This is a genomic window from Nonomuraea sp. NPDC050310, from assembly GCF_040655795.1.
Classification (GTDB): Bacteria; Actinomycetota; Actinomycetes; order Streptosporangiales; family Streptosporangiaceae; genus Nonomuraea.
In genome coordinates, this window is sequence record NZ_JBFAKP010000025.1 from 83930 (window position 1) to 103606 (window position 19677).

A 19677-nucleotide genomic window follows, 5' to 3' on the forward strand; every position below is an offset into this window, starting at 1 on the left:
TCGTCAGGGAGCCGCCCGCGGTTGCAACCTGCCGGACCTGGTGTCCGAAGGAATGGACGGAGCGATGGCTGAGCAACGGGACACGAGCGACGAGGAGGGCTACGGCATCGGAGCCGTGGCCCGGCGGCTCGGCGTGCCCGCGCCCACGCTCCGCACCTGGAACCTGCGCTACGGCATCGGTCCCAGCCGGCGTAGCCCCGGCGGGCACCGCCGCTACGACCGGGCCGACCTGCGGCGCCTGGAGGAGATGAGCCGGCTCATCCACCAGGGCGTCCCGCCCGCCGAGGCCGCGCGCGAGGCCCTGCGCGGGACCCCGGCCCCGGCGTCCGAGCCCGCCGAGCCGGCTCCGGCCGTAGAGCCAGGCGCGGCCGTGCCGTCGGTCGCGATGCTGAGCCGCGCGGCGGTGCGCCTGGACGGCCGGACCCTCGACGAAGGGCTGGCCGCCGCGCTCGCCCGGCACGGCGCGGCCTGGACGTGGGCGCACCTGGTGGTGCCGGTCTTTCGCGCGATCAGCCGGCGGCAGGCGCAGACCGGCGCGGGGATCGAGGTAGAGCACGTCTTCTCCGACCGGGTCCTGGCCGCGTTGCATCCGCTGCTGGCGACCGGCCGGGCGGCGGGGCGGCCGGTGCTGCTCGCCTGCGCCGAGGAGGAACAGCACAGCCTGCCCGTCTACGCGCTGGGCGCCGTGCTGGCCTCGGCGATGGGGGTGGACGCCCGGGTGCTGGGGGCGCGCGTGCCGTACCCGGCGCTGGCCGACGCGGTGCGGGCGCTGGGGCCGAGCGCGGTGTTCGTCTGGTCGCAGCAGGAGGAGACCGGCGATCCCGCGCCGCTGGCCGCCCTGCCCGCGGTGCGGCCGCCGTACCGGCTCGTGGTCGGCGGGCCGGGCTGGCACGCGGAGTTGCCGCGCGGGGTGGTCAGGGTCGACTCCCTGGACGCCGCGGTGAGCACGCTGGTGGCCGCGGCCCGCTGACCGGCTGGTCAGGAGGGCCGTGACGCGGCGGCGGCGAGGTTGGCCGGCATCCGGCCGAAGATCACCCGGTGGAACGGCACCAGGCACCACCAGTACAGGTGGCCGAACAGGCCGTGCGGGTGGAAGATCGCCCGCTGCTCGTACACCGTCCGGCCGTCCTCGGTCCGCACGCCCAGCTCCAGCCAGGCCACGCCCGGCACCAGCATCTCGGCGCGCAGCCGCAGCAGCCGCCCCGGTTCGATCTCCTCCACCCGCCAGAAGTCGTTGGCGTCGCCGACGCGGAGCCGGCGGGGGTCACGCCGGCCGCGCCGCAGCCCCACGCCGCCGACCGCCCGGTCGAGCACGCCGCGCAGCTTCCAGGCGGTGGGCAGCGAGTACCAGCCGTTCTCGCCGCCGATGCCCTCGATCACCCGCCACAGCGCCTCCGGCGCGACGTCGCTGGTCAGGGTGCGGCGGTCGATGTAGAGGCTGCCGCCGGCCCAGTCGGGGTCGCTGGGCAGCGGGTCGCTGGGCGCGCCCGGCGTGGAGGCGGACGTCCAGCGGGTCGCCACGTCCGCCTCCTTGATCTTCTGCAGCGCCAGCTTGACCGCCAGCGAGAAGCCGATCAAACCCTCGGGCGGATCGGGGACGTAGCGGGCGATGTCGTGCTCGCGGCAGACGGTCTCGTTGCGCAGCCCCTCGACCAGCGGGCGCGCGATCGAGGCGGGCACCGGGGTGACCAGGCCGACCCAGTGGCTGGACAACCAGGGGCTGAGCAGCGGCACCGGGATGATCAGCCGGGGCGGCAGCCCGGCCGCCGCCGCGTAGCCGTGCATCATCTCGCCGTACGTCAGCACGTCGGGACCGCCGATGTCGAAGGCGCGGTTCACCTCGTCCGGCACGTCCGCCCAGGCGCGCAGGTAGCGCAACACGTCGCGGACCGCGATGGGCTGGGTCCGGCTGTGCACCCAGCGCGGGGTGGTCATCACCGGCAGCCGCTCGGTGAGGTGGCGCAACATCTCGAAGGACGCCGAGCCCGACCCGATGATCACCGCCGCGCGCAGCACCACGGCCGGCACCGGCGCGTCGAGGAAGATCCGCGCCACCTCGGCCCGGGACCGCAGGTGCGGGGAGAGCGCCCCCTCGCCGGACAGGCCGCCCAAGTAGACGATCCGGCGTACGCCCGCGGCCTGCGCCGCCGCCGCGAAGACGCGGGCCGCCTCCCGGTCGGCGCCGGCGAAGCCCTTGCCGCCGCCCATGGTGTGGATCAGGTAGTAGGCGACCTCGACGCCCTCCATCGCCGCCCGCGTCGCCTCCGGGTCGAGCGCGTCGGCGGTCGCGATCTCCGTACGGCCGGCCCACGGCAGGTCGCGCAGCCGGCCGGGCGAGCGGACCATGCACCGCACCCGGTGCCCGGCCTCCAGCAGCTCGGGCACGAGCCGCCCGCCGATGTAGCCGGTCGCGCCGGTCACCAGGCAGAGGGCCACGGCTCAGCCCCTTTCCGGCGTGTGGTTGCGCAGGCGGAGGTCGTCAGGGTACGGGGCGAAGTAGGTCTGGTCGCGCACCCACGCCGCGCCCTCGCCGCGGGCGTGGTGCCGCATCAGCGTGGCCGGCACGCTGAGCGGCACCTGGCCCGCCTTGTAGGCGTCGATGACGCCGAGCAGGTCGTCCCGGCGGACGGGGTCGAGATCGAGCATGCCCAGGCAGTGGTGGAGCACGTTGACGTTCCGGCCCGGGCTGGGCTTCTTCGCCAGGATGCGGCGGAAGACCTCGCCGTAGCCGCCGGCCACCTCGTACGGCTCCGCCGAGCCGGCGCGGGCGACGATCCGGCCGGCCTCGCGGTAGAGCTGGGGGTCGTGCGCGAGCAACTGCATCTTGTGCCGGGCGTGGAAGGCCACCAGGTCGCGCGGCTTCCAGTCGCCCTGCCGCAGTTCGCGCAGCCGGGCATGGGCGAAGATCCGCTCGACGAAGGCCTCGCGCAGCAGCGCGTCGTTGAGCCGGCCCTCGTCCTCGACCGGGAGCAGCGGGTGGGCGTCGAGGACCGTGCCGGCGAACAGGCCCCGGTTGCGGCGCTCGACCGGCGGGCCGTCGGGGCCGGGGTAGACGGGGATGCCGTGGATGCCGCAGCTCGGGCTGCGGGCCTTGAACACGTACCCGTCCACGTCGAGTTCGGCGGCTCTCCGGCGGGCCAGCTCGCGCATCTCGTCGGTGAGGTCGCGGCGGGTCTTCCTGGTCATCAGGCGGGGGCCCGCCGGGGAGGTCTCCAGGCGCAGCGTCTCGCGGGGGGTGCCGAGGCCGGCCTCCATCTCGGGGCAGATCCGCACCCAGTCGACGTACGGGTCGAGCGGGCCGGCGAGGAAGCGGTCGCGGCTGTGGCCGCCGTTGAACCGGACCGGCTCGCCGACCAGGCAGCTCGACACCGCCACCCGTGGCCTGACCATGACCCCACCTCCCCGTCTGGAGAAAACCTACTCACAATTTATTCAACCTGCCCTCGACAGGCGCGCGCAACCAACTCGGGGGAGATCGTCTACCACTGCTCGCAGGAGACGAAGTGCACCAGCCGTGCCCGTCCGACCGGGTCGAGCTCGGTGCAGGAGTGCGTGCCGTCCGGTGCGGGCGCCAGCTCGAACAGGTGCCGGGCGCTGTCCCGGAACGCCTTGGCGCTGCCGGTCATGAACAGGGTCTCGGCGTGCACGTGCTGGTGGAACAGGTCGCGGTTCTCCCGGAAGCGCCCGGCCGCGTGATCGATTTCGGGAGCCCTCCAGCCCACCTCCACGGTCCGCGCCCGTCCCGCCCCCAGCCGCCCGCGCACCTCCTTCCACCGCGACGGCCTGAACTGCAGCGAGTGATGCACCAGCACCAGGTCCAGCCGCCGCCCACCACCCACCGAAGCCGGTACGGCGTTGCCGCGCAGCGGCACATGCACCAGCGCGTGCGGTGAGGCGGCGGCGAGTTCCCACAACGCGCCGATCCGCCGGGCGGCCTCCTGGTCGAGGTAGGCGTCGAAGGAGCGGTCCTCGTCGAGCAGGACCGCGTGCCGGAGCGGCCGGGCCGGGCGCAGCACGGTGAGCCGGTGCACCTGGTGGACGGTGAGGGCCAGCTTCATCGCCCCGACCCTACTCGTCGGATTCGGGCTCCTCCGTCCTGACCCGGCGGCGGTGGCTGGTGTCGCAGAACGGGTAGGTACGGCTGCGGCGGCAGACGCAGAGCGCGACCAGGAAGCGGTCGGAGCGCACGGTGGTGTCGTCGTCGAGGGTGATCTCGACCGGTCCCTCGACCAGCATGGGGCCGCCCTGGACCAGGGCGACCCTGGTGTCGTCAAGCGGCCTGCGCGGCCGCGGCGTGTCGCCGGGCACGGATCACCACCAGTTCCTCCTCGCACTGGCCGGGCTCGATGAGCCCCTGGGCGGCCAGTTGGGCGGCTCGGGCCCGCATGACCGGGCCGAAGCGTTCGGGACGGCGCGCGTCCACGGTGGCGCGGAGCCCGGCCTCACGCAGGTGGCGCAGGGAGGCCTCCACCCCGCAGAGAGCGGAGTGCACGATGAGCAGGGTGCCGCCGGCCGCCAGGTGGCGGGGCGCGGCGGCGCAGATGCGGTCCAGGAGCCGCCGGCCGTCGAGGCCGGCGTCCCAGGCGCGGGCGGCGCTGTGCGAGCCGGGCGGCCTGGAGCGGCCGGCGACGTAGGGCGGGTTGGCGAGGATGACGTCGAACTCCTCACCCCGCAGCGGTTCGAAGAGGTCGCCGCGCAGGACCCGGACCCGCAGGCCGCGCACGGTGGTGTTGAACCAGGCGGCGAAGGCCGCCCGGAGGCTGACGTCCACGGCGGTCACCTGTGCCGCCACGGTGTGCCGTGCGGCCAGCACCGACATCAGGCCCGTTCCCGAGCAGATGTCGAGGATGCGAGCTCCGGGACGCAGGTCCAGACGCGAGAGCGACTCGGACAGCAGGAAGGTGTCTCCCTGCGGCCGGTAGACACCCGGCGGTCTCAACAAGAACATGTCTCACGAAATACCGCAATTCGGACGTTCCAAACTCAAGGCAGCGGGCTGAGCAGCGAGGACGCCGGTTCCGCCGCACGCCACGACGCCAGAACGTGCTCGCCGAACCGGTCCTCCAGGAACCCGGTCGCCTGCACCCCGAAGGTCACGTCGGCGGCCAGTTCCGGCTCGCGGGCCAGCAGGTCGCCCAGCACGTCCCGGCGCAGCACCTGCTCGTGCACGGCGTCCGCCTCGACGTGCTCGGTGTAGAACAGCGTGCCGCGGGGCCCGACGCCGAGCCGCTCGGCCGCCTGGGCCAGCCGGCGGGCGCTCGGCGAGGTGGTGATCTCGGCCGCCGCGAAGTGCCCGGCCAGCGCGCCGCGCAGCGCCCGGTGCAGGCCGAACAGGCTCATCATGTTCACCACGGCGAGCATCCGGGCCGGGGCCACGTCGAGGTAGGCGCCGTAGGCCGGATCGAGGTCGAGCTCCTCCATCAGGTCGGCGAACAGCTTGGAGTGCATCATCTCGGCCCGGCCGCCGCCGAACTCGTCGAACTCCACCGCGACCAGCGCCGCCTTGGCCTTGCCGGTCAGCCGCGGTATCACCCAGGCGTGCGGGTCGGCCTCCTTCAGGTGGTAGATCGAGCGGTGGGCCACGTACTCGCGGAACTGCCAGCGCTCCCCCTGGTCGCGCAGGTGGTAGGAGATGCCGTCGCCGTCGATCGGCTCGACCAGCAGCTCGTCCAGGACGCCGGTGACGTCGTCGCCGCCGGCCACGTTCGCCCGCAGGGCCGTCAGGAAGACGCGTTCGAGCTCGCCGCGCACGCTCAGCAGCCCGGGATGCCACTCCCAGGCGTCGTCCACCCCGCCGAAGCCGCGGTAGTGCAGCTCGTAGCAGGTGTAGAGGGCCAGGTGCAGGTCTTCGCCGAACGGGTCGCACTCGTCGGCGGCGGGCACGGCCGGATCGCGGCCGCTCAGCATCCCGACGACGGCGGCCGACATCGGGCCGCGCGGGACGGGCAGCTTCGGCGTGACGTCGTTCATGAGGTCCCTCCGTCGATCGTGAGCAGCCGGACGACCGGCGCCTCCCCCTCGCGAGCGGCCCGGCGCTGCCGCCCTGCCCCGTCACCCTCGTTCCTCACCCGTTCGAGCAGTTCCTTTACCTCGGCGAGGTCGTCCCGTTCCGCCAGCGCGGGTCCCACGTGGCCGAGCAGGTTCTCGACGAGTTGCCAGGCGGGGGCCGGGCGGCCGGTCGTCAGGTCGACGCCGGGGCCGTCCATGCCGTAGCGGGCGGCGTTCCAGACGGCGGCCGCGCACAGTTGCGCGTCCGGCCGGGCGGGTGGCCGGCCGGCGCCCAGGTCGTGCAGGGCGGTCCTGACCAGGGCCCGGGACAGGGCGGCCTGGAGGATCGCGTCATCGGCGGTGGCCGCGGCGTCGGCGACCCGGATCTCGATCGTGGGCAGCTTCGAGCCCAGCCTGGCCAGCCAGAACGACATCGACGCGTCGGCCAGCACGCCGCAGTCCACCAGGCGCTCGACGGTCTCGTCGTAGCCGGCCGCCGAGGCGAACACCGGCTGGACGCCGGAGCCGGGGAAGCGGGACTGCTGGACCATGCGCCAGCTCGCGTAGCCGGAGTCGCCCGCCGCGCCGTACGGGGAGTTGACCGAGAGCGCGAGCAGCACGGGCAGCCACGGGCGCAGGTGGTTGAGGACGGCGACCGCGGTCTCGCGGTCGGCCACGCCGACGTGCACGTGGCAGCCGCAGCTCTGGTAGTCGGCCACCACCCCGGCGTAGACGCGGCCGATGTGCGCGAAGCGGTCGCCGGGCGTCAGCTCGGGTGGCGGTCCGGCGACGACCGGGGTGCCGGTCGCCAGGAGGGCGAGCCCGCAGGCGTTCGCCGCCTCGGCCAGGCGGGCTCTGCCGTACTCGATCTGGGTCCTCAGCTCGGCGAGCGTGCCGCAGACGCCGGTGGCGGCCTCGACCTGGGTCTGGAAGAGCTCGCGGTGGAAGCCTCCGCCCGCGTCCGCCCAGCGGTGCCGCCCGGCCCGGTGCAGCACCTCGCCCGCCCGCGTGGCAGGCTCCCGCGTGGCCGGGTGCAGGAGGAGGAACTCCTCCTCGACGCCGACCGTGATCCCGTCGTCCATCTATGCCGTCTACCCGGTGGGGGCTGGAGCATGCTGCCCTTAACCTGGGATTTATCTTGGACTCCTTAAATAGTCATCATTCACCCTCTTGCGGTCGGGAAGATTTTTCCCGATGATCCAGGTAACAGCGGCAGCGCCGACCCCTACATATTTTGCAGACCATCGAAAGTGCTCTGCTAGGCCTGCCCGGACCGCACCCCCACCCGGAAGAGGACCTCGATGCGCAGACTGATCCCCCCGATGGCCGCCGCGCTGGCGCTGGCCGCGCTGACGGTGCCGGCACCGGCTTCGGCCGACCCCGGCCCCAAGCCCGGCGCCTACCGCCTGGAGTGCGAGGGCGGTCAGCAGCCCGGCAACTCCTGCGTCGTGGTGGCCTCCGGCAAGAGCCGGCCCAACCACGTGGAGGAGTACATCACCACGGTCAAGACCGGTGAGCAGGTCTGGGCGCGCGACACCGTCTACAGCCGGGACGGCCAGGCGCGCAGCCGCCCCTTCCCGCTGCCCAAGGGCGAGGTCACGGTGGACGTCTCGGTCACGCCGATCCACCAGAAGCGGGTCGGCACGCCGCTGCGGCTGATGGCGTGGAACCTCTTCGTGGGCGGCACGTTCGACCGCAAGGAGACCACGGGCGAGAACCTCGCCCAGATGATCGAGTACATGAACGAGGTCAACCCGGACATCCTCTTCGTGGTCGAGGCCTACGGCTCCAGCCAGAAGATCCTCGACGGGCTGAACGCCGGCCGCGCCGAGGGCGACCGGTTCTCCGCGGTGATGATCACCCAGCCGGAGGACAACAGCCACAACGGCGACAACCTCTGGCTGTACACCAAGCTGAAGGTCGAGAAGGTCTACCCGCGCTACGCCGACGCCGACATCGACTCCTTCAACTTCGGCGGCGCCCGGTTGAGCCTGCCCGGCGGCAAGCACGTGCACGCCTTCAGCATGTGGACCTGGCACGACGGCTGGGCCTACGGCGACACCCACAACGCGGCCGTGGAGAACACGCACGGCCTGCCGCGCAGCAAGACCAACGAGCAGATCCTCGCCGGCGACTACGAGCGCCGCATGGCCATGGGCAAGGCCATCATCGAGAAGGCCATCCCGTTCTTCACCGAGAACGACGGCGCGCCGATCGTCATGGGCGGCGACCTCAACGCGCAGTCCTACCTCGACTGGACCGAGCAGTTCGCCAACGCCCCCGGCCATGGCGGCCTGGTGCTGCCCTGGCCGTACACCAAGCAGTACGACGACGCCGGCTTCATGGACACCTTCCGCTACGCCAACCCCGACGCCGGCCGCTTCCCCGGCCGCACGTGGAGCCCGTTCCACGGCATGGGCGCCATCCCGGGCCGCATCGACTACGTCTTCGCCCGCGGCGAGGAGGTCCGCATCCTGGGCTCGCGCGCCGACGTCGACCGCCTGCCGCGGCACCGCAGCAGCTGGCTCAACCCGCAGTACCCGTTCTACTCCGACCACGGCTCGGTCATCACCGACATCCTCATCCGCGGCGAGGGCCCCGGCCCCACCCGCGAGCCGGTGTCGGAGGAGGTCGGCAAGGCCCGCGAGATCTGGCCCGCCGAGCCGGCCGGCCGCCGCATCCCGCCGGCGGAGCTCACCGCCACCGCCAGCACCTTCAAGCCCGGCATCGGCGACCCCAAGCGCGCCGTGGACGGCAACCTGACCACCGACTTCCACTCCGACTACCCGGTGGTCCCCCCGCAGCCGCACACCATCACGGTCGACCTGGGCCGGGTCAGGGAACTGTCCGCAGTGCGGTTCCAGCCCAAGCTCCGCACCAACATGAACGGCACCATCCTCAAGGGCATGGTGCAGGTCAGCGACGACGGCGTCACCTTCAGGGACGTCAAGGCCGTCGAGTGGCTCCGGCTCACCTCGCCCAACGACGTCAGCCTCCAGGGCGTCTCGGCGCGCTACATCCGGCTCCGCTCGGACTACGGCATCGGCGGCGCCTCCGCGCTCGCCGAGATCCTGCCGTACGAGGTCGTGCGCTGACCTGATCACCCCGTAGCCACACCCCGGCCGCCCGTTCCGACCGAACGGGCGGCCGGACTTGTCTCCCGGGTACGGCAGGCGGCACAATACGGAACCATGAGATCCGAAACTATCAGTTCCGTAAGCAATCGCCGGGTCGTCCTCGCCGGGAGGGTGGTAGCCGCCCTGGGCGCCCTGCATCTGGCGATCACCGGGGCCCTAAACCTCGGCCACCTGCCCGCCTGGTTCAACGGCGAGATGTGGCTCCCGGCCAACGGCCTGAGCGACCTCACCCCGGCCCAGGGCGCCTTCTGGCTCGTCGTCGGCTCCTTCGCGGTGCCGTTGCTGGCCATGGGCCTGCTGATCGCGTGGCTCGGCCGGGCCGGCCTGGTGCCTCCGGCGTACGTGGCCTGGTTGCTGGGCGGCTGGGGTACGGTCGGGGCGCTCGTGCTGGAGCCGTCGCCGTTCCTGCTCACCTGGGTTCCGGCGATCATGTTGCTGAGGGCGGGGAGGAGCCAGGGGTGATGACGGGCAGGCCCAGGGACGAGAAGGTCGATCAGGCGATCCTGGCGGCCACGCGGGAGGTGCTGGGCGAGGTCGGCTACGCGCGGCTCACGATGGACGCGGTGGCGGCCAGAGCGGGCGCGGGCAAGGCGGCGCTCTACCGGCGGTACGCGACCAAGCAGGAGATGGTGTTCGCCGCCGCCGTGCACGGGCTCGACCTCGAACTCCCGCCGGACACCGGGGCGCTGGCGAGCGACCTGCGCGCCCTGGTCGGCGACATCGTGAGCTCCCTGACCGGGCCCGCCACCCACGCGGCGGTGCCGGGGCTGCTGGCCGACCTCGGGGCCGACCCGGCGCTGGCCGCGCGGTTCCACCAGACCTTCGTCGCGCGGCAGCAGGACGTGGTGGCGGGCGTGCTGCGGCGGGCGGTCGAGCGCGGCGAGCTCGACCGGGAGCCGGAGGTGGGCTTCGCGCAGGCGCTGCTGGTGGGGCCGGTCTTCCTGTGGGTCTTCATGCTGAACCGGCCCGAACGCGACAGCTTCGTCCGCGACCTGGGCGACCGGGTGGCCGCCGCCCTGCTCACCGCCTGACCCCCCGCCCGACCGCCGCGCGGGCGGTTGTGCCGAGCCCCCGCACGAGCGCTGCGAGGGCCCAGCACAGCGGGACCGACACCGCGCCCACCAGGACGAACTTCGCCAGCGGCCCGACGTCGAGCCCCGACAACGCCACCGAGACCGCCACGAGCACGACGGCGTGCAGCACGTAAACCGTGTAGGCGTTGGCCGCCAGGAACCGGCCGAGCGCCGTCGGCGGTCCGGCGAACCGGTGGGCGAACAACGCCAGCACCCCCACCGACATGCCGACGCCGTAGACGCCGTCGAAGATCCCGTGCGCCACCCGCGCCAGGAGCGAGCCGTCCAGGGTGAGCGGGACGAGCGCGACCACTGCCACCGCCGCGGCTCCGAAGCCCCAGCCGGCCGCCCGCGCCGGCCACTCGGTGAGCCAGCCTTGCCTCCAGGCCAGCACCCCGGCCGCGAACATGCCCACGTACTGCGGCAGGTAGGCCGGCACCGGGAACTGCACCAGCGGCACCCGGTCGAGCGGCTGCGCCACCCGCCAGGCGACGCCGAGCACCACGAGCGCCAGCGCGAAGCCGATCAGCGTGCGAGCCCGCAGCGGCGAGCCCGGGCGCTCCCCCGGCGGCCGGTGCAGCAGCACGTACGCCGCGGTGAACAGCAGCAGCGCCGCCAGGAACCAGCCCGGCCCCTGCTCCAGCTCCCGCAGGTAGAAGTCGAGGTACCCGCCCTGCGGCGCACGCAGGTAGCCCGGCAGCTTGGCCAGCGGCACGACGACGAAGACGATCAGCAGGAGCGGAACCCCCAGCCGGACCGCCCGATCGCCGAGCACCCGCCACCGGCCCCGCCGCTCGACGGCTCCGGGCAGGAAGTAGCCGGAGATCAGGAAGAACAGGCCCATGGCGAAGGTCTGGTTCAGGAGCATGAGCAGGTCGAGCAGCCGGCCCCACCCGCTCCCGTCCGGCTCGTGGTGGTACCACAGCGGGAAGCTCCCGTAGGTGAGCGCGACGTGGTGGAGCACGACGAGCACGGTCAGCAGCACCCGGACCCGGTCGAGGTGGGCCATGCGTACAGCGGTGACAGTCATGTCCAGGACGCTAGGAACGCCGCCCGGCCCGGAGAACCGGCCTGGCCCCCCGGCCGTCTGGGGGCTGGCCCCCATACCGCCGGCCGGCCCGGCGTGGTTTCATCGGTCACGTGGAGGGGGCACGGGTGCGCGCGCACGTCATCGCCCCGGTGCGCGGCCTGGCGCTCGCCGGGCTGGCCGCGGTGGGCTGGCCGGTCCTGGCCGTCCTGTTCGTGGCGGTGCACGCGGGCCTGCCGTCCCCGGCGTTCTTCGTGGTCCAGGCGCGGCGGCTGCCGGCTCTGGCGCGGCGGCTGGCCGGTCGCTGGGGCGGGGTGGCGATCCCGGCGCCCTACCTTCCGGAGCCGCCGCCGCCCGGGCGTGACGCCGAGGGCTGGTATCGCGACGGCGACGACCTGTACCGCTCGGCGTTCGTGCCCGCTTACCTGGCGAGGCTGCGGTGGGTGGCGCGCGATCCGGCGACCTGGCGGGATCTGGCGTGGCTGGCGGTCGAGCCGGTGGTCGGGGGCACGCTGGTCGGTGTGGGGCCGGCGTTGATCGGCGGCGGGGTGGTGGCGGCCTGGTCGGGGTGGCCGGTGGCGGGTGTCGCCGGTGTGCTGGCGGGACTGGCCGTCGGTCCGGTGTCGCTGCGGCTGCATGCGCGGTGGACCCGGGTGCTGCTCGCGCGGGCCGCCCGTCCGGGGCCGGGGCGGGTGGTGTCGGCGCTCGGGCGGCACGCTCTGGCCGCCGCGCGGCTGTGGGCGAGCGTGGGACTGGCCGTGGTGGCGGTCGCGCTGGCCGTGGCGCACATCGGGACGATCGTGGCGACGGCCATGCGGCTGTGGCCGGAGACCGTGCTGGCCTCCCGGCGCTTCGTCGCGCGTTGCCGGGAGCGGTTCCGCCGCTGGACGGGGGTGCGGATCGCCGAGCCGTACCGGCTGGCGCCGGTGGTGCCGGAGCCGGACGCCGACGGGAGCTACCGGGTGGTCGGTGGCGAGTTCGGCGCCGTGCACCGGAGTGCCGCGAGCGCGGCGCGCGCCCTGCGATGGCAGTGGACCGTGCGCGACCCCGCCTCTTGGCGCGACCTCGCCTGGCTGGCGCTGGAGCTGCCCGCCGGCCTGGTGCTCGCCGGTCCGGCCGTGCTGGTCGCCGGTGGGCTCGCCGCGTGCTGGGCGTGGGTGTGGCTCACCGCGCTCCGGCTGCTGGGCGCCGACCTGCCCTGGACGCTGGAGCCGTGGCCCCCACCCGCCGGCCTGTCCTGGACGCTTGGGCTGTGGATCCCGCTCGCCGGGCTGGGCGTCGCGTTGGCCGGGGCCGCGGTGGCGCCGGCCCTGCTGCGCCTCCACGCCCGGCTGAGCGCGACGCTGCTCGGCCCCACGAGAGCGGCCGTGCTCGCCCACCGGGTCAGCGCGCTGTCCACCAGCCGCACCGAGCTCGGCGACGCGCAGGCCGCCGAGCTGCGGCGCATCGAGCGCGACCTGCACGACGGCGCCCAGGCCCGGTGGATCGCGGTGGGGATGACGCTCGGCGCGGCCGAGGACCTGATCGCCCGCGATCCCGAGGCCGCCCGCGACCTGGTCGCCCGGGCCAAGGACCTGTCGGTGACCGCCCTGGGCGAGCTGCGCGAGCTCATCCGCGGCATCCACCCGCCCGTCCTGGCCGACCGCGGCCTGCCCGACGCCGTCCGCACCCTCGCGCTGGACGCCCCGCTCGATGTCGAGGTCCAGGTGGACCTGCCCGGTACGGTGCCACCCCCGATCGCCGCGGCGGTCTACTTCGCGGTCTCGGAACTGCTGGCCAACGCCGCCCGGCACGCCGACGCGACGCGGGTGCGGATCGAGCTGCGGCACTCCGCCGGGGTGCTGGCGGTCTCGGTCGCCGACGACGGCCGGGGCGGGGCGAGCGCCGGCCCGGGCGGCGGCCTGGCCGGCATCCGGCGGCGACTGTCCGGTTTCGACGGCCTGCTCACGCTCTCCAGCCCGCCCGGCGGGCCGACCGTGGCCACTTTGGAGATCCCATGCGCGTTGTCCTCGCCGAGGACGTCTTCCTCCTCCGGGAAGGACTCGCTCACCTGCTGAAGGCCCACGACATCGAGACCGTGGCCGCGGTCGGCACCGCCGAGGAGCTGCTGGCCGCCGTCGACGCGCACCGGCCCGACCTGGCCGTCGTGGACGTACGGCTGCCGCCCGCCTTCACCGACGAGGGCGTGCGGGCGGCGATCGAGGCCCGGCGGCGCCGGCCCGGCTTCCCGGTGCTGGTGCTGTCGCAGTACGTCGAGCAGATCTACGCCCGCGAGCTGCTGGCCGACGGCGCCGGCGGGGTGGGCTACCTGCTCAAGGACCGCGTCTTCGACACCGGCCACTTCGTCTCGGCGCTGCGCCGGGTGGCCGGGGGCGGCACCGCCATGGACCCCGAGGTGATCGCCAAGCTGCTCGGCGGCACCTCGCCCCGCCACCCCGTGGCGCTGCTGACCCCTCGGGAGCGGGAGGTGCTCCAGCTCATGGCCCAGGGCCGGTCCAACAGCGCCGTCGCCGCCCACCTGTACGTCAGCGAGGGGACGGTCGGCAAGCACATCGCCGCGATCTTCGCCAAGCTCGGGATCGAGCCGGACGACGACACCAACCGGCGGGTGCTCGCCGTACTCGCCTATCTGGCCGACGAGCGGCGGTAGCTCAGCCTGCGCAGCAGGACCTCGGCGGGGCCGCGGTACCCGGCCCGGCGCATGGCCTCGGCCAGCGCCAGTGAGACCAGCCAGGTGACCGCGGCCACCCCCAGCGCCCCCGCGGTGCCGAGGTCGTCCTGCAGCCCGAGCCCGTACGGTGCGAAGACCGCCATGAAGGCGACGGACTGGAAGAGGTACAGGCTCATCGAGCGCTGCCCGAGCGCCGTGACCGCCGTGGTCAGCCGGCCGGGGCGGCGCCCCACCCGGATCGCGACCAGGGCGATGATCGCCGCCATGCCGATCCCGCCGGGGTAACCGGTGAGCGGCTGGGCGAAGGCGGCGAGCCACTGCGTGGCCCCCGACGGCGTCCACAGCCCGGTCCCGATGAGGACCAGCGGGATCGCTCCGGCGACCGATACGACCGTGGTGATCACCGCGGCGCGGGTCAGGAAGCGCCGGTGCCGCTCGGGCTCGTCCAGCACCCGCCGCCGCCCGGCCCACATGCCGATCACCACGCCGGGGATGACCATGATCGTGCCGATCACGATGCCGTACGGCAGGCCGGTCAGCCGGTCGCCGACCAGTTCCCAGGGCGTGGCGCCCAGCGGGACCTGCATCGAGGGCATGTCGGCGGTGAAGACGTAGCCCATGGCCGCGCCCACCAGCGCCGTGGCCCCGAGGAAGCTCACGCCGGCCACCCACAGCAGGGTGGCGTCCTTGCGCCGCAGCAGCCCGGCGAGCACGACCGCGGCCAGGCCGTAGGCGGCGAGGATGTCCAGCGGGATGAGCACGACCGCGTGCAGGACGCCGATGACGATCAGCCACCAGCCCCGGCGGCGCACCAGCTTGCGGACCGCCACCGGGTCCTGGCCGCGCTCGGCCTGCCGGTGCAGCAACTGGACCATGCCGTAGCCGAACAGGAAGGCGAACATCGGCCGGGCGTGGTTGGTGACGAAGAGCAACTGGAAGGCGTCGGCGATCCGGTTGGCGAGCGTGGAGCCGTGCTCGGGGTCGAGCACGAACAGCGGCGCGTGGGCGAAGGCGATGGCCAGCAGCATCACGCCTCTGGCCAGGTCGGGGGCGAGCGCGCGGGGGGCGGCGCCGGGCGGGCGCTCGGGCGCGAGGGGCACGCGGGCCGGTGAGCTCACTGTCGGTCTCCCTTCCAGGGGATGAGCCGGGCGGCTGGTCAGCCGGCCGCGTCGGACGAGTGGTGGGACGCCAGGGTCTTGCGCAGGGCCGTGGTGATCGGCTCGATCGGCGCGGACAGCTCGTCGGTCCGCTTGCGGTACTGCCGCCATTCGCGCTGCGACAGCACCGTGGTCATCTTGGCCGCCGCGGCGAGCGCGGCCAGCGCCCTGAGCTCCTGCGGCAGCCGCCCGACCGGCTGCCCTCCCCGGGCCGCCGACGTGACACGCTCGGCGAGCCGGCGCGAGACGTACGGCCGGCGGGGCGTGACCCGCTGGACCGGGAAGAACAGGATCCGGCGGTGCTCCACGTGGACCAGCCGGGCCGCCACCAGCTCGTCCCGCACCAGCCGGTAGGCGAGCGTGGCGTTCTTGTTGATCCACCGCGACCACGAGCGCGGCGGCGAGGCCGAGAGCTGCTCCCAGACGGCCGCCTCCAGCGCGGTCGGCGCGACCGGCGGGGTGAGCGGCCGGACCTTGCCGCCCTCGTCGGCGACGTTCCCGTTGAGCAGGAACTCGGCCAGCACCGCCGCCCGCACGACGTACCCCAGGTCGCTCAGCCCGGCCAGCCGCTGCTTGCGGACGTCGAAGGCGAGCAGGAACACCGACTCGGCCAGGGACTCACCCGGCGCCGTCCGCCTCCGCCGCGCCATCGCCCGTGTGCTTCTCCGCTGCGCTCTCATCCTCGGACTCCTCCGTCTGCTTCTTCGGGGGCCGGCCCTGCCTGCGCATCTGACCCACCCCGCCGGGCAGGCGCCCCGCCTCGTTGAGCGCCTTGCGCAGCAGGAACTCGATCTGCGCGTTCGTGCTGCGCAGGTCGTCGGCCGCCCACCTGGCCAGCGCGTCGTGGACCGTGGGATCGAGGCGCAGCAGGATCTTCTTCCGCTCCACGGCGGTTACTGGTAGAGCGTGCCGGTGTTGACGACCGGCTGGGTGTCGCGGTCACCGACCAGCACCACCAGCAGGTTGCTGACCATCGCCGCCTTGCGCTCCTCGTCGAGCTCGACCACGCCGTCCTCGGCGAGCTTGGCCAGGGCCATCTCGACCATGCCGACCGCGCCTTCGACGATCCGCTGGCGGGCCGCGACCACGGCGCCGGCCTGCTGGCGGCGCAACATCGCGTGCGCGATCTCGGGCGCGTAGGCCAGGTGGACGATCCGGGCCTCGATCACCTTCACGCCGGCCGAGGCGACCCGGACGGAGATCTCGGCGGCCAGCTTCTCGTTGATCTCCTCGGCGTTGTCACGCAGCGACAGCCTGGGCTCGCCGTGGGAGTCGTAGGGGTAGCTGCCGGCGATGTGCCGGACGGCCGTCTCGGCCTGGATGGCGACGAACTCCACGAAGTCGTCGACCTCGAAGACGGCCTGGGCAGTGTCCTGGACCTGCCAGACGACCACGGTGGCGATCTGGATCGGGTTGCCGTCGGCGTCGTTGACCTTCGTCACGTCGGTCTCGTGGTTGCGGATCCTGGTCGAGACGCGGCGCCGTACCGTGAACGGGTTGACCCACTGCAGGCCGGGCGTGCGCAGGGTGCCGACGTAGCGGCCCAGCAACTGCACGACCCGCGCCTCGCCGGGCGCGACGGCCGACAGGCCGAAGTACAGGACGAATCCGGCCAGCGCCGCGAGCACGCCCAGCGCGAGGACCAGCCAGCCGCTCGTCCCGGCCCCGCCGGCGAGCATGACGATGCCTCCGATGAGCGCGGCGATCCCGCCGAGGAGCACGATCGTCGCCACGGTCAGCACGACGAAGCCGTTGGCTCCCCGCGCCTGGCGCTCGCTGGTGCGCGGCGCCGGCATGTCGACGATGACCTCTTCCGTTGCGTCCACCATCTCTACTCCTTGGCGGTTGCTATCGAGCCTATAGCAAAGTGATATCACTTTTCCGGGCGGCTGACAACGGGCGTGCCGATCCGGGCAGTTCGTGGCCAAATGACTACGCTGAGCGACAGACAAACCGCCTGGTCAGGGAGCACATGTGAAGGTGAGCTGCGTCGGCGGCGGACCCGCCGGCCTGTATTTCGCGATCCTGCGGAAGCTCAAGGCCCCTGATCACGACATCACGGTGTACGAACGGAACCCGGCCGGCGCGACCTACGGCTGGGGTGTCACCTACTGGGGATCCTTCCTGACCAAGCTCCAGGAGCACGACCCCCAATCGGCCCGCGCCATCGCCGCCGCGTCGGTGCGCTGGCGCGACGGCGTCGCCCACATCGGCGAGCGCACCGCCCGGCACCGCGGCGACGAGGGCTTCGGCATCGGCCGGCACCGGCTACTCGACATCCTGGCCAACCGCGCGACCGACCTGGGGGTGCGGGTGGAGTTCGAGCGCGAGATCACCGACGAGCCCCTGGACGCCGACCTGGTCGTCGCCGCCGACGGCGTGCACAGCCGGCTGCGCGCCCGCCACGAGGCCGCGTTCGGCACCGAGGTCGCGACCGGCGGCAACACCTATCTCTGGCTCGGCACCACGAAGGCGTTCGACGCCTTCACCTTCGCCTTCGTCGAGACCGAGCACGGCTGGATCTGGTGCTACGGCTACCGCTACAGCGCCGAGCGCGGCACGTGCGTGATCGAGTGCTCCCCCGGCACCTGGCGAGGGCTGGGCCTGGACCGCGCCGGCGAGGCGGACACCCTCTCCCTGCTGGAGAAGCTCTTCGCCGGGATCCTGGACGGCCATCCCCTGATCGGCCGGGGCCAGGACGAGGTCCAGTGGCTCCGCTTCCAGACGGTCACCAACCGGTCGTGGTCACGCGGCAACCTCGTCCTGCTCGGCGACGCGGCGCACAGCACCCACTACTCGATCGGGGCCGGCACGACCTTGGCCATCGAGGACGCCATCGCGCTGGCCGGCACGGTCGGCGGCGGGGATCGGGCCCTGCTGGAGTACGAGCGGGCGCGGAAGGCGGCGTTGCGCCCGCTGCAGAGCGCGGCGCGCTACAGCGCCCGGTTCTACGAGAACCTGCCGCGTTACCTGCGGCTGCCGCCGGACCAGATGTTCGCCCTGCTCGGCCAGCGGCACTCACCGCTGCTGCCGTACCTGCCGCCGCGGCTGTACCACCGGCTGGACCGGGCGGCCAGCGGGCTGGCGGCGCTCCGCCGCGTCAAGCGCTGGGCCGGGCACCGCCTCGCCGCCTCCCTGCACCGCAGTTAGACCGCGGCTCCACCCGATCAGCCGGGCATCGTCTCGCCGCCGACCGGGGCGAGCACCTCCCCCGTGTAGTACGACGACAGCCGCCCGGCCGCGAAGAACACGTACGACGGGGCGATCTCGTCCGGGTCGGCCGCCCGGCCCATGGGCGCCTGCTGGCCGAAGCCCTCCGCCCGGTCGGCCGGCATGGTCGCGGGGATGAGCGGCGTCCACACCGGTCCCGGCGCGACCGCGTTGACCCTGATGCCGCGGTCCATGAGGTTCTGGGCCATCGACTGGGTGAAGGCGTTGACCGCGCCCTTGGTCGCCGCGTAGTCGATGAGCGTCTTGTTGCCGCGCAGCCCGTTGACCGAGGAGGTGTTGATGATCGCCGACCCGTCGCCGAGGTGCGGCAACGCGGCCTGGGTGACGCGGAAGTAGCTGTGGATGTTGACCGCGAACGTGCGCAGCCACTGCTCGTCGCTCAGCTCGCCGAGGGACTCGACCGGCTCCTGGTAGGCCACGTTGTTCACCAGGATGTCGAGGCCGCCCAGCTCGGCGACGGTCGCCTCGACCACCTTCCGGCAGTGCTCGGGCTCGGCGAGGTCGCCGGGGATGGTGAGGCAGCGCCGGCCCGCCTTCTCCACCAGGGAGCGGGTGTGGGCCGCGTCGTCGTGCTCGTTCAGGTAGGCGATGGCGACGTCGGCGCCCTCCTTGGCGAAGGCGACCGCGACGGCCCGGCCGATGCCGGAGTCGCCGCCGGTGATGAGCGCCCGCTTGCCGGCGAGCAGGTCGCGACCCTGGTAGTCGCGCATCTCGTCCTTGGGCTCCGGCGTCATCCGGTCGGTGTGACCGGGATAGGGCTGCTCTTGCGGCGGGATGTTGTCGGTCATCAGTCTCGGCTCCCCCGATGGCGGGCTGTCAAACGGTTCCGTCCGCGCCGCAGGCGGTCCGGACCGACGCCGGCCGGTCCCCGCGTACGGTGACCGGCCGATCGCCTGCCTGCGGCATCAGCGTCGCGGGAGGCAAGGGGCCTCACGACGCGCAATCACGACCATGCTCGCGAACACGCGCCACCGCTCAGCGCGCGGCGGCGGTGGCCCTGGTCGCGGCGACGCGCGGCTTGGCCGTGGTGGTGCGGGCCTTCGGCGCCGGAACGCGGAAGACCGCACCGCGGTGGTCGTACTCCTCGGCGCCCTCGTCGTCGAACCAGCGGCCGCCCTCGCCCAGGTAGCGGAAGGCGAACGCCTCGCCCTGCGGTACGGCGATCGCGACCTTGTAGTGACCGTCCTCGCCCAGGGTCATCGGGTGCGCGAACGGGTCCCAGCCGTTGAAGTCGCCGACGACCGACACCGGGCCGACTTCACGGGGCAGCGTGAAGAGGACCTCCACCTGTCCCTTCCGATTGGGTTTGCTGTGTGTGAACATCTTTCCCCCGAATGGATGGTTCCGACGATTGCGCGTTCAGGCATACCCGCCTCGTCCGGCGGAACCTGAT

The 19677-nt window shown here is 73.4% G+C and carries 21 protein-coding genes; 7 read left to right on the plus strand and 14 right to left on the minus strand.

The window, feature by feature from the left end; genetic code table 11:
• The first annotated feature begins 64 nt into the window (after positions 1–64).
• Positions 65–970: a MerR family transcriptional regulator gene (locus tag AB0I67_RS37190; RefSeq protein WP_357933896.1), complete on the plus strand. Its 906-nt coding sequence runs from the start codon at positions 65–67 to the stop codon at positions 968–970.
• 8 nt (positions 971–978) lie between these two features.
• On the opposite strand, the gene AB0I67_RS37195 is transcribed toward AB0I67_RS37190, so the two are convergent.
• From AB0I67_RS37195 to AB0I67_RS37225, 7 genes are all read right to left on the minus strand, one after another.
• Positions 979–2436 carry an SDR family oxidoreductase gene (locus AB0I67_RS37195; RefSeq protein ID WP_357933899.1) on the minus strand — a complete coding sequence of 486 codons (1458 nt, stop codon included), beginning with the start codon at positions 2434–2436 and terminating at the stop codon, positions 979–981.
• 3 nt (positions 2437–2439) lie between these two features.
• A complete protein-coding gene (locus AB0I67_RS37200; protein WP_357933902.1) occupies positions 2440–3390 on the minus strand; it encodes a DUF523 and DUF1722 domain-containing protein in 951 nt (316 codons plus the stop codon).
• A gap of 89 nt (positions 3391–3479) precedes the next feature.
• Positions 3480–4058: a hypothetical protein gene (locus tag AB0I67_RS37205; protein ID WP_357933904.1), complete on the minus strand. Its 579-nt coding sequence runs from the start codon at positions 4056–4058 to the stop codon at positions 3480–3482.
• 10 nt (positions 4059–4068) lie between these two features.
• Positions 4069–4236 (minus strand): CDGSH iron-sulfur domain-containing protein, encoded by a 168-nt coding sequence (locus AB0I67_RS37210; protein ID WP_357933907.1) that lies wholly within the window; start codon positions 4234–4236, stop codon positions 4069–4071.
• 34 nt (positions 4237–4270) lie between these two features.
• The gene (locus AB0I67_RS37215) at positions 4271–4948 is read right to left on the minus strand and encodes a HemK2/MTQ2 family protein methyltransferase (RefSeq protein ID WP_357933910.1); all 678 of its coding nucleotides are present in this window, start codon (positions 4946–4948) and stop codon (positions 4271–4273) included.
• Between the two features lie 35 nt (positions 4949–4983).
• Positions 4984–5970, minus strand: a complete 987-nt coding sequence (locus AB0I67_RS37220; RefSeq protein ID WP_357933912.1) for an iron-containing redox enzyme family protein — start codon at positions 5968–5970, stop codon at positions 4984–4986.
• Entirely contained in the window at positions 5967–7070 is a 1104-nt protein-coding gene (locus AB0I67_RS37225; RefSeq protein WP_357933915.1) for a glutamate--cysteine ligase, read from the minus strand. Before AB0I67_RS37225 ends, AB0I67_RS37220 begins: the two co-directional genes overlap by 4 nt.
• A 219-nt stretch (positions 7071–7289) precedes the next feature.
• On the opposite strand from AB0I67_RS37225, the gene AB0I67_RS37230 reads away from it, so the two are divergent.
• From AB0I67_RS37230 to AB0I67_RS37240, 3 genes are all read left to right on the plus strand, one after another.
• Entirely contained in the window at positions 7290–9083 is a 1794-nt protein-coding gene (locus tag AB0I67_RS37230; protein ID WP_357933918.1) for a discoidin domain-containing protein, read from the plus strand.
• 96 nt (positions 9084–9179) lie between these two features.
• Positions 9180–9587: a hypothetical protein gene (locus tag AB0I67_RS37235; protein WP_357933921.1), complete on the plus strand. Its 408-nt coding sequence runs from the start codon at positions 9180–9182 to the stop codon at positions 9585–9587.
• On the plus strand, positions 9587–10156 hold the full coding sequence (locus tag AB0I67_RS37240; protein WP_357933924.1) for a TetR/AcrR family transcriptional regulator C-terminal ligand-binding domain-containing protein: 570 nt from the start codon (positions 9587–9589) through the stop codon (positions 10154–10156). Before AB0I67_RS37235 ends, AB0I67_RS37240 begins: the two co-directional genes overlap by 1 nt.
• On the opposite strand, the gene AB0I67_RS37245 is transcribed toward AB0I67_RS37240, so the two are convergent.
• Entirely contained in the window at positions 10146–11228 is a 1083-nt protein-coding gene (locus tag AB0I67_RS37245) for an acyltransferase family protein (protein ID WP_357933927.1), read from the minus strand. The genes AB0I67_RS37240 and AB0I67_RS37245 overlap by 11 nt on opposite strands.
• 110 nt (positions 11229–11338) lie before the next feature.
• Here AB0I67_RS37245 and AB0I67_RS37250 point away from each other — a divergent pair, with 110 nt between their 5' ends.
• Positions 11339–13282: a sensor domain-containing protein gene (locus tag AB0I67_RS37250; protein WP_357933930.1), complete on the plus strand. Its 1944-nt coding sequence runs from the start codon at positions 11339–11341 to the stop codon at positions 13280–13282.
• Positions 13222–13875 (plus strand): response regulator transcription factor, encoded by a 654-nt coding sequence (locus AB0I67_RS37255; protein ID WP_357933933.1) that lies wholly within the window; start codon positions 13222–13224, stop codon positions 13873–13875. The genes AB0I67_RS37250 and AB0I67_RS37255 overlap by 61 nt, the downstream gene beginning before the upstream one ends.
• On the opposite strand, the gene AB0I67_RS37260 is transcribed toward AB0I67_RS37255, so the two are convergent.
• The 4 genes from AB0I67_RS37260 to AB0I67_RS37275 are packed head-to-tail and all read right to left on the minus strand — an operon-like array spanning position 13851 to position 16849.
• Positions 13851–15014, minus strand: a complete 1164-nt coding sequence (locus AB0I67_RS37260; protein ID WP_357933936.1) for a DUF418 domain-containing protein — start codon at positions 15012–15014, stop codon at positions 13851–13853. The two genes, AB0I67_RS37255 and AB0I67_RS37260, sit on opposite strands and share 25 nt — an antisense overlap.
• Before the next feature lie 38 nt (positions 15015–15052).
• Positions 15053–15703, minus strand: coding sequence for a GPP34 family phosphoprotein (locus AB0I67_RS37265; RefSeq protein ID WP_357933939.1), 651 nt, complete (start codon positions 15701–15703; stop codon positions 15053–15055).
• Positions 15672–15941 (minus strand): hypothetical protein, encoded by a 270-nt coding sequence (locus tag AB0I67_RS37270; protein WP_357933942.1) that lies wholly within the window; start codon positions 15939–15941, stop codon positions 15672–15674. The genes AB0I67_RS37265 and AB0I67_RS37270 overlap by 32 nt, the downstream gene beginning before the upstream one ends.
• A 5-nt stretch (positions 15942–15946) precedes the next feature.
• Positions 15947–16849 (minus strand): SPFH domain-containing protein, encoded by a 903-nt coding sequence (locus tag AB0I67_RS37275; RefSeq protein ID WP_357934047.1) that lies wholly within the window; start codon positions 16847–16849, stop codon positions 15947–15949.
• A 178-nt stretch (positions 16850–17027) separates the two neighbouring features.
• On the opposite strand from AB0I67_RS37275, the gene AB0I67_RS37280 reads away from it, so the two are divergent.
• Positions 17028–18203 carry an FAD-dependent monooxygenase gene (locus AB0I67_RS37280; protein WP_357933944.1) on the plus strand — a complete coding sequence of 392 codons (1176 nt, stop codon included), beginning with the start codon at positions 17028–17030 and terminating at the stop codon, positions 18201–18203.
• Positions 18204–18220: 17 nt separating this feature from the next.
• Here AB0I67_RS37280 and AB0I67_RS37285 read toward each other — a convergent pair whose 3' ends face one another.
• Both AB0I67_RS37285 and AB0I67_RS37290 read right to left on the minus strand, forming a co-directional pair.
• Positions 18221–19072 (minus strand): SDR family oxidoreductase, encoded by an 852-nt coding sequence (locus tag AB0I67_RS37285; protein ID WP_357933947.1) that lies wholly within the window; start codon positions 19070–19072, stop codon positions 18221–18223.
• A gap of 187 nt (positions 19073–19259) precedes the next feature.
• On the minus strand, positions 19260–19571 hold the full coding sequence (locus tag AB0I67_RS37290) for an isoamylase early set domain-containing protein (RefSeq protein WP_357933949.1): 312 nt from the start codon (positions 19569–19571) through the stop codon (positions 19260–19262).
• Positions 19572–19677: the final 106 nt, after the last annotated feature.

Excerpts from the sequence above, each read along its gene's own strand:
- AB0I67_RS37190 (WP_357933896.1), top strand. The coding sequence starts at position 65 with ATGGCTGAGCAACGGGACACGAGCGACGAGGAGGGCTACGGCATCGGA.
- AB0I67_RS37200 (WP_357933902.1), bottom strand. The coding sequence starts at position 3,390 with ATGGTCAGGCCACGGGTGGCGGTGTCGAGCTGCCTGGTCGGCGAGCCG.
- AB0I67_RS37205 (WP_357933904.1), bottom strand. The coding sequence starts at position 4,058 with ATGAAGCTGGCCCTCACCGTCCACCAGGTGCACCGGCTCACCGTGCTG.
- AB0I67_RS37210 (WP_357933907.1), bottom strand. The coding sequence starts at position 4,236 with ATGCTGGTCGAGGGACCGGTCGAGATCACCCTCGACGACGACACCACC.
- AB0I67_RS37215 (WP_357933910.1), bottom strand. The coding sequence starts at position 4,948 with ATGTTCTTGTTGAGACCGCCGGGTGTCTACCGGCCGCAGGGAGACACC.
- AB0I67_RS37220 (WP_357933912.1), bottom strand. The coding sequence starts at position 5,970 with ATGAACGACGTCACGCCGAAGCTGCCCGTCCCGCGCGGCCCGATGTCG.
- AB0I67_RS37225 (WP_357933915.1), bottom strand. The coding sequence starts at position 7,070 with ATGGACGACGGGATCACGGTCGGCGTCGAGGAGGAGTTCCTCCTCCTG.
- AB0I67_RS37230 (WP_357933918.1), top strand. The coding sequence starts at position 7,290 with ATGCGCAGACTGATCCCCCCGATGGCCGCCGCGCTGGCGCTGGCCGCG.
- AB0I67_RS37235 (WP_357933921.1), top strand. The coding sequence starts at position 9,180 with ATGAGATCCGAAACTATCAGTTCCGTAAGCAATCGCCGGGTCGTCCTC.
- AB0I67_RS37240 (WP_357933924.1), top strand. The coding sequence starts at position 9,587 with ATGACGGGCAGGCCCAGGGACGAGAAGGTCGATCAGGCGATCCTGGCG.
- AB0I67_RS37245 (WP_357933927.1), bottom strand. The coding sequence starts at position 11,228 with ATGACTGTCACCGCTGTACGCATGGCCCACCTCGACCGGGTCCGGGTG.
- AB0I67_RS37255 (WP_357933933.1), top strand. The coding sequence starts at position 13,222 with ATGCGCGTTGTCCTCGCCGAGGACGTCTTCCTCCTCCGGGAAGGACTC.
- AB0I67_RS37265 (WP_357933939.1), bottom strand. The coding sequence starts at position 15,703 with ATGGCGCGGCGGAGGCGGACGGCGCCGGGTGAGTCCCTGGCCGAGTCG.
- AB0I67_RS37275 (WP_357934047.1), bottom strand. The coding sequence starts at position 16,849 with ATGCCGGCGCCGCGCACCAGCGAGCGCCAGGCGCGGGGAGCCAACGGC.
- AB0I67_RS37285 (WP_357933947.1), bottom strand. The coding sequence starts at position 19,072 with ATGACCGACAACATCCCGCCGCAAGAGCAGCCCTATCCCGGTCACACC.